General features: G+C 53.7%; 8 protein-coding genes. 3 read left to right on the forward strand and 5 right to left on the reverse strand.

Going from position 1 to position 12,083, the window contains the following annotated elements:
* Positions 1–21: 21 nt before the first annotated feature.
* The 3 genes from K5621_RS03640 to K5621_RS03650 form a co-directional block, all read right to left on the reverse strand.
* Positions 22–849 (reverse strand): hypothetical protein, encoded by an 828-nt coding sequence (locus K5621_RS03640; protein WP_221050444.1) that lies wholly within the window; start codon positions 847–849, stop codon positions 22–24.
* A gap of 1 nt (position 850) precedes the next feature.
* Complete coding sequence (locus tag K5621_RS03645) at positions 851–5,074, reverse strand: ankyrin repeat domain-containing protein (protein WP_221050445.1); 4,224 nt, start codon at positions 5,072–5,074, stop codon at positions 851–853.
* A 143-nt stretch (positions 5,075–5,217) separates the two neighbouring features.
* On the reverse strand, positions 5,218–5,682 hold the full coding sequence (locus tag K5621_RS03650; protein ID WP_221050446.1) for a hypothetical protein: 465 nt from the start codon (positions 5,680–5,682) through the stop codon (positions 5,218–5,220).
* Between the two features lie 281 nt (positions 5,683–5,963).
* Between K5621_RS03650 and K5621_RS03655 the strand changes: the two genes are divergently transcribed.
* Entirely contained in the window at positions 5,964–7,451 is a 1,488-nt protein-coding gene (locus K5621_RS03655; RefSeq protein ID WP_221050447.1) for a DUF6892 domain-containing protein, read from the forward strand.
* Positions 7,452–7,508: 57 nt separating this feature from the next.
* On the opposite strand, the gene mgtE is transcribed toward K5621_RS03655, so the two are convergent.
* Together mgtE and K5621_RS03665 are read right to left on the reverse strand one after the other, a co-directional pair.
* On the reverse strand, positions 7,509–8,864 hold the full coding sequence (gene mgtE / locus K5621_RS03660) for a magnesium transporter (RefSeq protein ID WP_221050448.1): 1,356 nt from the start codon (positions 8,862–8,864) through the stop codon (positions 7,509–7,511).
* A gap of 22 nt (positions 8,865–8,886) precedes the next feature.
* Positions 8,887–9,549, reverse strand: coding sequence for a hypothetical protein (locus tag K5621_RS03665; protein ID WP_221050449.1), 663 nt, complete (start codon positions 9,547–9,549; stop codon positions 8,887–8,889).
* Positions 9,550–10,095: 546 nt separating this feature from the next.
* Here K5621_RS03665 and K5621_RS03670 point away from each other — a divergent pair.
* Positions 10,096–11,148: an endonuclease/exonuclease/phosphatase family protein gene (locus K5621_RS03670; RefSeq protein WP_221050450.1), complete on the forward strand. Its 1,053-nt coding sequence runs from the start codon at positions 10,096–10,098 to the stop codon at positions 11,146–11,148.
* 166 nt (positions 11,149–11,314) lie between these two features.
* Positions 11,315–12,055 carry a sporulation protein gene (locus tag K5621_RS03675; RefSeq protein WP_221050451.1) on the forward strand — a complete coding sequence of 247 codons (741 nt, stop codon included), beginning with the start codon at positions 11,315–11,317 and terminating at the stop codon, positions 12,053–12,055.
* The last annotated feature ends 28 nt before the right edge of the window (positions 12,056–12,083 follow it).

The following is a 12,083-nucleotide window of genomic DNA, read 5'->3' on the forward strand; positions in this document are numbered from 1 at the left end:
GTAAGTTATTGATGGTTAAATTCAATTTTCTTGGCGGCTTTGCGACAGTGGCCTGAAGACCAGTGAGGGAAAGGCCCGGCTCAGAAGCTCGCTGTCCAAAGACAGCGCTTGGGGCACTATTCCCTGTGTTTCCGGCTGCAGCTTGCCAAACTTCCTTGGTCGATAGATTTTGAGGCAAGCCCGCGCCTCAAACAGTTGATATGGCGCCAGAGCCGAATTTAATTTGCGCTCCTTGAGGCCCAATTTGAGGCGGACATTGTCCCCGAGCCGCTCAGGCAGCAAGGTCGGCGCCAACTCGCTTGCTAAGTTGGCTTGCCGCTCCTTGGGTATCAAATAAGCGCTACAATCTGGGTTATCCAGCAGTAGACGGGTCAAGCGTTGCAGCCAAGGCGTCAGGGTCTCGCTGTCTTCCGGTGGCATCACCAGCAAGAGTTGCTGCTGGTGGAGCTCGTTGGCGCGAAGATGACGAAACAGCCACAGGGGACCGCCGAGCAGATCGGACAGCTCTTTGAGCCTCGCCCGCTCGGCTTGGGCCTGCTGCCGCTGTTTTGCCAGCGCCTGCGACAAGCGCTCAACCGATATCTCTTCGCATTTAAGCTGGTACAGATTCAGGTATTCACCCAGAGTTTGGCTGTAGAGCTCCAGATTGTAGCGCCCCTTACGGGGCACCAACTCGCCGCCGACAGAAAAGGGGCGGCAGTTACTCACTCTGAGGTCGGCGCCGAAATGGCGCCGACAAATCCAGGCTGCCTTGAGCCCTGCCAGTTTGGTCGGCAAGTAGTAGCGTGCAACTACCGGCAGGCTAAGCAATATCAGCAGGGTATACAGCAGCCAGTTGATGGCCTTCAAATCAGGCCTCGGTCGTTAGGTGCTGGCGCACGGCCATTACCTGTTGCATGAAGCTCTGCTCTGTGTGGAACAGTTGCCGCAGCAGTTGACGGAAGTTTTTCACCAGCTCATGTTTGACCCCGGGTTCATCCTCAAGCACCACCCGGAAGTAGTTGCCTATGGCCTCAAAGGAGATGAGATCTGTTTGTTCGCCAAATTGGCTTTGGCAGATGGCCTGGATGATCCTGCTCCAGTCTTCGGCGTTCATCTCCAGTGGCAGCAGGCTTTGCACGCTGGCGGCCAGCTGTTTCATAGTGGTCGAGTCTAGCTTGAAGATCACGTTGACAAAACCGAAGTTGGCCATGATCTGGTACAGATCGCGAAGATCCAATGGTACGGCCTCATCAGGGGCTTGTGCAGAATCTTCTGTTGTCTTGTCCTCGGCTGAAGTTGCGGCGCTGGCGGCTTGCCATTCAATCTCATGCTGTACTTCCTCGAGGGCGCCGAGCACAGCTCTCGGGGTGGCAAACAGTTCCCGGAACAACTGCCCCAAGGCCTGCATCTGAGTCAGGCTTGATACCTTGGCGGGCTCTACCTCGAAGACACATAGACCTTCATCATCCTTGGCCTGCAGCGCTTGCGCCAGCTCAGGTGCTCTTTGATTGAACACGGCACAGATAAAGCGTTGCCAGTTGACGGGGTTATTCATATTGGCACCAGGGCACTGGGCCTCTATGGCCGCGCCCAGGGCGCGGGTTTCCTCAAATGCCAGATCCAGACTAACGCTGATACCCTGCAAGGTAACCGATTGGCGGATGATGCGACGGAATTTGAGCCGGGTTTCGTTATCTTTAAAGGTAAGACTCGGGTCAATTTCGGCGCCCGGCGCCTGAGGTGTTTGGGATGGCTGTGGTTTTGGCTGCTGAAGCTTTGCCAGTTTGGCCGCTGCCTGCGCCGGGCAAACCGGTGGCCGCATGGCTTCAAGGTCTGCAATCGCCGAGACTATGACGTCATCACCATAGTAACGGGCAATTATTTGTAGATATTGTCTGGCCTTTTCACCATGCATCAACAGAAAGCCCAATGGATTCATGCCATCGGCATCCGGGGTTTGCGGTTTGACAAAGCCTATGCTGCCCGAGGATTCTGACTTGAGATTCGGATCCAGCATCCAGGGATCGGCCCCCAGTTCCAGCAAACACTCGAAGATCCCGGGGCGATCGGCGAAGGCGGCCTCGAGCAAGGGATGGCTACGCCCGGGCGTCAGTTGATTGATCTTGGCTCCCTGTTGCACCAGTTGAGTGACCAGCCCCTTCTTGCTGGCTTCGACAGAAGAGTGGGCATCGTAACAGTACTGGCTGGTGATCGCCGCCAGCAGTGGGGTGTCGCCCAAAGGCGAGACGGCATTGATATTGGCCCCGCGGCTCAACAAAAGGTCGATACAGGATTGAATACCAAAGGTGCAGGCCGTCATCAGCGGCGTTGCCCTGGAGTCGGGATCCGGATCCAGTACCTCTATGTCCATTCCGAGATCCAACAGGGCCGCCACAGTCTTGGCGCGATCGATTGGATTGATGTCCGAATAGTTGGACAAACATTTATGCATGGCATTGGAATGATCGAAGCCGCCGACATGATGAATGTCAGCACCGTGCTCGGCAAACCAGCGCAGCAGTTCCGAGCGTCCTGGCATGGCGGCGGCAAAGATCAGGTTATTGCCCAGATTGTTGACTTCATGGATGTTGAATCCGGTTCTTTGCCACAGATAGCGGACAAACTTGAGACTGGTTTCTTCGTTGATAATAGAATGATATCTCTGAACCGTGCTCATCACCCCGGATTCGCGGAACTGTCCCACGGGCACTGTCGGGTCGACACCATAGTCGATCAGCAGATCAAACATGGGGCGGCAGTATTCAAAGTCGTTTTCCGCATCGTAGAGGATGCAGGAGAAAATATGGGTGATATCCGGCTTGGTTGGCGTGCGCTCCACATCCAGGGAGTAGGGCTGATCCACAGCGGCTCCCGCCTCCAGCAGAATTTCCACCGCACTGAGATAGAGTTGTTTGTGTTGTTTGAGCTTGGCGTAGCGGAAACAGAGGAAATACAACAGGCTCCAACGACAGGCATCATTGCCATCCAAACAGAGGCGATCCAGATCCTGTTCGCGCTCTATCAGGAGCCGGAACAGTTCCAGGCCGTCCTCTTCCAGCTCCCACAGTACATCTTCGGTCAGCCAACGTACCTCGGTCCAGGCGCGCATAGTCGGGAAACGTTGCAACAGATATTGCGCCAAAGACCAGCGTTTCTTATGCAGTGCCAGGGTAATTGCCGTTGCCGGGGCTTTGTGGTTGCCGGAGAAGCTCTGATGCACATCGGCCAGTTCAAAATCCGGGAACAGGGCAACGATATCGCCCACAAGTTGTGGACTTTGCAGTGAGTGTATCGCCCAGGCGACTGCATCGGCCGGGATCTGGAATTGTTGTCTCAGCTGCAACAGGCGCCGTATTACAGGCTCGTTGCGGGTGCGTATCGCCAGCTCCAGCAGTGAACCTCCGTCATATTGCCGTTTCAGATCCAATCCCAGACGCAGCAAGAGTTCAAAAATGGCTTCGCGATCCTGAGAGGTTTCCTCGGGTTTGTTGGCGAAACAGTGGAAATAACCTGAGACCATCTCCTCTGTGACTTCAACCTGGGTATCACTCAAGGCAATTAAGGTTTCCAGCGTGGCCAGGTCACTGCAGTATTCGAACGCCCAGTTAAGGGTATTTGGGCTCAAGGGCGGCTGGAAACCTTCGCCCAGCATCTGCTGCACAAACTCATGATCTCTGCGAAGCAAGGCGATATCCAGAGCGGTCCATGCGGAATCTGTCTGCAGCAGGCTGCTGAGCCCTGCCTCCTGCAGCATGCTGAACATGGCACGCTTTTGCGCCGGGTTGGGCTTAACCCTGAGATGGCTTGGATAGAAATGGCTTACCCACATTTCATCATCCATACGGCAGTTTTCATTCACCGGCTCGCCGCGCAGAGCAAAGTTGGGGTTGATGCCACCTTGCAACAATACCTTGAGCAGTTCGAGCCTGGCCTGGCTGATAGTCAGAAATAGGGCACTGCGATTCTCAACGGGATCCACGGCGCCGTGGCGCAGCAACAGGGCGACTTCATCCAGTCTGTCCTGCTCCATGGAACACAAGGCATAAAGAGGCGTGCAGAAGAGTTCGGTGCCACCGGCCGTAGTGAAAGCGAATGCCTGGTTGACATCGGCGCCCTTGGCAATGGCCAACTCGGCAAATCGGCAGCGTTGGCTGGATGACAGGTTGGTGTGACACAGGATAGGGCCGATAACCGACTTGCCAGTGAAATCTGCTTGGGTTGTCAGATAACGCTCAACCTCGGCGGCATCGGCAGAAAACAGATCCAGGCTGTCATCCAGTACCAGACGGGACTGCAGCTTCTCCTTGTTCAGCAGCATGCGCGCCACTTCCGGCTGATGGTGGCTGATATCCGCTCCCAGTTCTACCAGGCGAGTCAACAATAGGCGTTGACCATTCTTTATCGTCATCGCCAGCAAGGTGTTACCAGAGTAACGTCGCTCTAAGTCACAGTCGTATTGCTGTTCATTTAACATATTGAAAATGGAGAGTATTTTCAGTTCTGGCATGGGAGAGTTGAACAGCTGAAACAGCAGTGAATCACAATATTCGCGCTCTTCACTGCCTTGATATTCAATGCCGTGAGACAGCAGTAACTGCACAGTTTGTTGCTCCAGCGCCGGGTTACGACTGAAGCAGTGCCAGAAGAAACATTCATCATCCAAAAGCGCCAGTTGCTGTTCCAACACCGCCTTGACCATACGATAGTCACCGCGGCAGGCGGCCAATGACAAGAGGTTAAATTCACCCTGCCACAGGATATTGAGATTAACCTCTTGCTCGCTGAGCATCTGCACCATCTCTGCCGAGCGCAGCGCTCGTTGCAGCAGATGATTGGGTTTACGCTCTTTATCCAACAAGTGACGAATACCGGCGCCCAGTTTTAATAGGTGCTGGACGACTCTGTCAAACTTGGGATCGGCCTGTTCCAGCACAAAGTCCAGTGGCCTGCATTGGCGAAGTCCGTCCTGAACCAGGCTGTGATCGACATTGTCTGTGCTGACAATTTGGCTGATAGCCACCAGATCCAGGTTGAGAATGTGGTCCTTGAGCGCACCGCCTAAGCTGCGGCTGTCTTCCGTGAAATGTTCCATTGATTAGTCTCTTGATGTTGTAACTGCATCACCGCCTTGCGGGCGTGATTACACTAAAGGGTCTAAGTCCATTGATAAACCGGACAAAAGGGACAGCAAGTGTGAGAGATTGCCCCTAGCATTAACGCCATTTGGAGTCGTTTTTACTTTATGAACCTGGGGCTGTTATCACCGAAATCCATGATGGCCAGCTCGCTTTGTTGTGCTGCATCGTCAATGATTCGTTTGACCAGTGACAAACAGTCGCGAAAGCTCTGCTCTGCTTGGCCCAGACAGTTGTGGTGCACTATGGCGCCGTGGCTGAGTATGCCAAGGGCTGTGAGCCGGGTCTGAAACTCCCGGGCAAATGCCTGTATCTGCCCGGCTTCATCGTCGCCGGATAAATACTCAAGCGCTAAGAAAAGCATTGAATCGCTGAGCTTTTCGACACATTCGGCGTCGAGCTCAAATTCAGTAATGAGTGTATTGAGTATCTCGATTGACGCGGCCACCTCAGTATTCAGCTGGATAATCAGCATATAAGGAGCGTCATAGTCGTCGAGTCGATTGAGATAGCGTTGTACTTCGTCGGTGGGTTGGGCGCTTTGCCACTGTGCAATACCTTGCATATATTTCCCTGTCATGGCGGCCTTGAGGCCTGTCCTGAGCGTTATTTCGCCGAGTCTGCCTGGATTGAGCTTGTCAACGAAATGGTCGCCGGAGATTATTCCATTGGCAGGCTTTTTGGCAAAGTTTGTTAGGGAAAATATTTGAGGTAGCCCGTTGTTTACTCGATTTCCACACTGACAAGGTTTCCGGTAACATCTCGCGGTGACAGAGCTTGCCGATGCAGGCATCTGTGCCGTTATTTCGTCTTTTTCACACGAGTATGGGAGGTAGTGTGGTGCGCATGGAAGCAATAGAGGAAGGTTTCAAGTTAGTGGCCGAGGCCAAGTTCCGTAACAAGTCTGCTCTGGATAGAGCCAGAAAAATCTGGTCGGGGAACAATGTAAGGCCTTGCCTGGATAAGTTTGTTTTTTTATTGAAAACGACTGATTGGAGCAATCAAGCTGAAGCCGAATTGTGTGCCAAGGTTGCCGTTGCCCTGTGTTCATCAAAAATATCCATTGCTTCAAGTATCATCTCTGCCAAATCCCCTGAGATTATCGCCGTTACCAATACTCTTCTGGACCGAGGGGAGTGTGAGCTTATTGCTGATCCCAAATCTAACTTCAGCTCGGTAGAGCTGGCCGTAACCCTGTGCCAGCTTTATTTCTATCATGGCTATGCTGACCCACAGACCCGCGCCTCGATAGCTCCGACTGTGGTAAAAATGCTGGAGTTGTACCCTAACCTTGATTGTTCCCTGGCGCTGGGGTGTATCTCCTGTCATCCGCAAGCCGAGAGCCTTTATGCGAGGGTGATATATGCCTGTATGCTCAATCGTGACATCTATCGGCGTTGTCCTGCAATAGCCGATATTGCCAGAGATATGCTGGCGGCCGGTGAATACAAAGGCTTTTTGTATAAGCACTCTTTGAAAGTCTTTGAGAAAGTTATCTCCTTCAAAGAGAGCTGGGATGCATCTGAACTCGGCTATCTTATTGAACGTTTGCTCATTGAGCCTCTTGATTTGGAAATGCGCAGCCAGGCAGAGTTAATTGAATCGAATCATAGGCTTGCCAAGTTGTTCAAGAACAAGTCGGACAAAAAATATTATAAGCAACAGGCCGAGTATATTGAGTATCATTATCCGGAGTTTATTAGCCTCAACCGCCAGGAGGCCGCTCGTAAGTTGGCCGTGTCCCGGAAGTTTTATGATTTTGCTTGCCGCGTTGCCGGGCAATATGCTGCCATCAATGACAAGGCCAGACAGCTGTCTGAGCTACTGCTCGAGGCCAATCGCTTTGCCAAAGGTCCGAAAAAGTTTGCCCCCGCGTCAACTGCGGTGAATAGCTTTAAAGATTTCGGGTTGAAGTTGCTGGTTATTGAAGAACTTATGTATAAACAAGACTCGCTTTCGCCCAAGTTTTCATTGGCGGAGTTTGCCGCAGAGTATTGTGGCGGCGAAATTGAGCGCAATGATGCCGGGGAGATACCACAGGTGATAGATTTTTATCAGGCGCTGGATATCGCCGATACGGAACTGGCAAAGGTAACCGAGCTCTATCAGGACGATGGTTTATCCGGTGGGGCTGAGGTCTATTACAATATCAATCCTTATTGGGATCCCGGATGCGGCGACAGCATATTAGCGGTGAAGGATATCGCGGCTGAAGACTTAAGCCTGCTTCCCAATCTTAAATTGATCACCACCACTGACCTTAACAACCTGAGCGCAGGTTTTATTGCGGCAGCTGAAAAACACGGCGTTAAGATCATCGAAGAGTGGGATTAGGCCGTTTGGGGATGGCACAATCTAGCTTGGTTTTCGCATAGGTTGTGCCCAGGTCAATTAACCACTGACAGGCGGAAAATTCAAAATAGCGGTGGCGACATTGAAGTAGACGATGACACCTATGATATCGGCTATCGAAGTCACCAGCGGTGCGCTGGCCGAGGCCGGATCCAACTTGAACTTGCTCAGCAAGAAGGGCAGGGACATGCCTATCAGGCTGCCGATAATCACCACAAGTTGCATGGTCAGAGCCACCACCAAGGCGATATCACCGCCACGCCAATAACCCAGGGTAAATACCGCAATGGCCATGGTGGCCCCCAGTAAGCCGGCGACAAACAGCTCTTTGCCCAGCAGCGACAGCCAGTCTTTGAGGACGACCTCCCCGGTGGCCAGTGCCCTGACCATCAAGGTGGCAGACTGCGAACCGGCGTTACCGCTACTGCCGATGAGCAGTGGCAAGAAGAACACCAGAGCAACATAGGCTGTGATGGTATCTTCAAAGTAGGCGATCCCAGTGCCGGATAACACATTGCCGAACACCAGCAACACCAGCCAAAAGACTCGCTTACGATAAAGCATGCCAATGCTGGCTTCCTTGAAAGAGCATGCCAACTGCCCCACTGCTCCGTGTTTGTTGAATTCGGCATCGGCCTGGGCACTGGCCACATCCATGGCATCATCATAAGTGACTATGCCGACCAGTTGGTCTTTGCTGTTGACTACTGGCAGCGCCAGCAGATCATAGTGGGCTATCATCTGCGCAGCTTCTTCTTTGAGGGCTTCCGCTTCTATGGCAATGGTCTGCTCTTTCATAAAGTCTTTCACCAACGCCTTGGGCGGCGCGATGATGAGCTGACGCAGCGACACATTGCCTATCAGGCGTCCGCGCTCATCCACCACATAGGTCTGGTAGATGGTTTCCAGATCCGTTGCCACTTTCCTCAGGCTGTCTGTGGCCTCTTCCGCGGTGTGATTGACCCGCAGCAGGGCATAGTCAGAGGTCATAATGGAGCCGACCTTGGAGTCATCATAGGCCGCCAGGGTACGCATGTCCTCGCGCTCCGCCTTGGCCAGTGTCGGCAGCAGCAGGGCCTGCTGCTCAATCTCCAACTCGTTGTAGAGGTCGGCGCGCTCGTCCGCCGCCATCTCCATGATAATTTTCCCAAGGGTTTGATGATCCACTGCTTCCGCCAGCAGCTTTTGCTGCTGATGGGACAGATACCGCAGCAGCGCCGCCGCGGTTTTGGGCTGGCACAGGGTCAGTATTGAGGCCGTTTGCTGGCTGTCGAAGGCCGGCAGCACGGCGGCTATGTCCGCCGGGTGCAGCTCGGATGCCAGCATCTGCATCGCCTTGGCGTCTTTGTTGGCCAGAATAAGGTGCAGGTTGAGTATGATGTTGTTGCTGTTCATAGGTCATTCTCCCAATGAGCTATCAAGAAAAGAAAAATTGTATGCCGGCGCCAAATTGGCGGGCGCCACCGCCATACTGATTGCCATAGCCCAATTGCCACTGGCAACGGGCGTTGGGCTGGTTTTGCCAGAGTAGCTGGTAGCCATAGTCGCCTTGGCCCAGATACTGGTTTTCAAACAGCAGAGTTTGCTGCTGAACTTTGAAGCCGGCTCCCAGGCCAAAAATCATTGCCGGACCTTCTCCCGACTCCAGGCTCAGCCCCAGGTTGTTGCGCACAAAGAAGCCCTGGGTGGCAATCGGCAGATCGGTACCGACCAGGGCGTGCCCTTGCCAGCCATCTCTGTGATGACGCCCCAGCTCCAGTGCCAGAGCCTGAGTCTGAACCTGGGATAAGCCGTTTGTGGTCAGCGGTTGTTTGTAGCCGAGTTGCCAGCCGCGGCTCTCATGCCTGTCCCAGGGAGCATCCCGGTCGTCTGTTTGCAGTTCCAGCGCCAACTCGCCGCCAAAGACGGCTTGGTTGAGCCCCAGGGCAAAGCCGTTGTTGCCCGCTTGTCGTTGCCAGTCGACAGCGAGTTCTGTGGCAGCGGCAATATCGGGCTCTTCCAGCAACTGAATGCCAGCATGCAGTTGTCCATGCCAGAGCAGGCCGCCCAGCAGCAGCGCATTGGTATATCTGAATTTCATGCTTGTTCCTCCTGTGTGGGGGAACACTCAAGGTCGTAGATGGGGCAGCAAGGCTGTCCTAAGTAAACCTTTATGGTTGCATTAAGCTGATAGCCACAGGGGATCGCTGCGGCATGCTCGCGTATGCAAAGCTCAAAAGGTTTTTAATGGGGAGTAACGGAAAAGGGATTCTTTACTACGCTACTGCCAGGCCTGGCAGTAGTTTGCGAAGCTGCAGACTAGTGCCGGGCAAATAATCCTGTCTGACTGACAGGACATCTACTGTCACCTATGTGTGTGTCCACAGTGGGTCTCCGTATGGTTAATTCAGCGGCGATTGTATGGTCGCAAGCAAACAAGTCAAGCGGGAGATTGAAAAAGGGTGTCAAACAAGGTGTTGGGGTCAAAAACAGCGGTTTTATGTTACCTCTTTGTTGAATCGCTGGGCCGTATCTGGGTGAAATGGGTGGCCGGAAGGTTGTTGGTGGGCGTTATTGGACAAATCTCCTCACCGGCTTAATATCAACACTATCACTCAGCAGAGTTACCGGAGCCGCAGCGTTTTTCATGTCTTCCAATATCCGCATCGCCAGCCTGAATCTGTTCAACTTTGCCATGCCGCCGCTGGCGTTTCATGAGTTCAACAACATCTATACCCAAGGACAGTGGCAACAAAAGTGTGATTGGATAGCCCGCTGGTTGCAGCAGGCGCAGCCAGATCTGGTGGGCTGGCAGGAGGTATTCAGCCCCGAGCCGCTACGCGAATTGTGTCAGGCAGCCGGTCTTGCCCACTTTGCGCTGGTGGATTCGCCTGTCATAGAAGGCTTTGTTGCCCGCAAGAGTGTGGTGGCACTGGCAAGCCGTTATCCAATCGTTTCTTTGGCGGCGGTGGCGCTGGATGCCGAACTGGCACTTACTCTAGGGCTTAAGGATGAGTTTCAAAGCAGTCGTCAGATACTGAGAGCCACCTTGATGCTGCCTGGGCTCGGCCACTGTGATACCTATGTGGTGCATTTCAAATCACCTCGTAACAAGTTGCCCAAGGGCGCGGTCGAGCAGCAAGGTGCCGCCGGGCTGCTTGCCGAGAGTGCGCTGGGACGCTGGTCAGCCACTTTGCAGCGTGGCAGTGAGGCGATGCTGCTGTATCAGGCGATACTCAAGCGGCGCCAGCAAAGCGGCAACGCTGTGGTACTGATGGGGGATTTTAACGCCGGCATAGATTCCAGTGAACTCAAGGGGCTGTTGGTGGGCGCTGGGCAGCTCTACAACGGGGATATTCGCGCTGCGGGCCTTTACGGCCTGCCTGATGAAAGGCTGAAACTGCAGCTGGCGCATTTTCAACTGTTTGACGCCTGGCAGCTCTGGCGAGAAGCTTCTGAGCAAACGGGCGAGCGAATGACAGTGACTCGCCCCGTGACCCATTTTCACGGCTCTCAAGGCAGTGTGGTCGACTATCTGTTGTTGAGTCAGGAGTTTGATGCCCGTAGCCAGCATAGCCTGGCAGAAGTGGTGGATTATCGGGTCTATGACAGGCACCTACTGCGGCCGCAGTTTGAGCTGGATGCCCAGGCGAGCGACCATACACCGATTTTGGCAGAAGTCCGTTTACGCCATCCCTGATTAGGTCGATGATTTTGCCGGCTTCTGGTTTTTAACTGGCTCAGAATGAGTTTTGTTGCTGCCTGCTTGTTGGGTTTGGGAATTTACAGCCGATGTGCTCGCCCTTTACTCGCCGAAGAAAAGGGGCTTAAATGCGGCAAAGCCTTTACATAAACAGGAACAGAGGATGTTTAAGAAATTGCTCGCGGCAGTTGGCGTTGGCGGCGCCAGTGTCGATACTCGTTTGCTCAATGCCAGCCTGCAACCTGGGCAAACCTTCGAAGCCCGAATTGTGCTCAAGGGCGGCGAGGTAAGTCAGGATATTGCCGGCCTGGAGCTAGCCTTAATGACCCGGGTCAAGGTCAGTGACGGCGACAGCAGCCACTTTATCAATCATTGTCTGGCCAGCTGGCGTATCAGCGAAGGCTTTGAACTTCAGGCCGGAGAGGTGAGAGAACTGCCTTTCATCGGTCAGTTGCACCCTGAGACCCCATTTACCCAGTTGCCGGTGCGTAACAATCAATGCCGGGTCTGGCTGCAAACCGGGCTGGCGATAGATTACGCCATAGATCCGGGCGATCAGGATCTGCTGCAGATCCAGCCTACCCAGCTGTTGCTGCACCTGCTGCAGGCCATGGAGGAGTTGGGCTTTGTCCTTAAAAAAGCCGATGTTGAGCAAGGCTATATCAACACCGCTGATTTTCGCAGTGGCTCAGGCTGCTATCAGGAGTTGGAGTTTGTGCCAACAGGGCGTGGGATCCGCCTTTTGCGTGAAGTGGAGCTTACCCTGGTTCCCGATGGCGAACAAACCCATATCTTGCTGGAACTGGACCGGGCCTTTCGCGGCGATGGCTATCTGAGTCTGACCTTGGATAATCAGGCTGACTATCCCCAGGTATTGGCTGCGTTGCGGCCTCATCTGGCTTGAGTCGGTTTAACGCCGTCCCCCTATTTCA

Source organism: Shewanella carassii, assembly GCF_019670705.1.
Classification (GTDB): domain Bacteria; phylum Pseudomonadota; class Gammaproteobacteria; order Enterobacterales; family Shewanellaceae; genus Shewanella; species Shewanella carassii.

Bases quoted from the DNA above. Each gene is read 5' to 3' on its own strand.
- K5621_RS03645 (WP_221050445.1), bottom strand. From the start codon at position 5,074: ATGGAACATTTCACGGAAGACAGCCGCAGCTTAGGCGGTGCGCTCAAG.
- K5621_RS03650 (WP_221050446.1), bottom strand. From the start codon at position 5,682: ATGCAAGGTATTGCACAGTGGCAAAGCGCCCAACCCACCGACGAAGTA.
- K5621_RS03655 (WP_221050447.1), top strand. From the start codon at position 5,964: ATGGAAGCAATAGAGGAAGGTTTCAAGTTAGTGGCCGAGGCCAAGTTC.
- mgtE (WP_221050448.1), bottom strand. From the start codon at position 8,864: ATGAACAGCAACAACATCATACTCAACCTGCACCTTATTCTGGCCAAC.
- K5621_RS03665 (WP_221050449.1), bottom strand. From the start codon at position 9,549: ATGAAATTCAGATATACCAATGCGCTGCTGCTGGGCGGCCTGCTCTGG.
- K5621_RS03670 (WP_221050450.1), top strand. From the start codon at position 10,096: ATGTCTTCCAATATCCGCATCGCCAGCCTGAATCTGTTCAACTTTGCC.
- K5621_RS03675 (WP_221050451.1), top strand. From the start codon at position 11,315: ATGTTTAAGAAATTGCTCGCGGCAGTTGGCGTTGGCGGCGCCAGTGTC.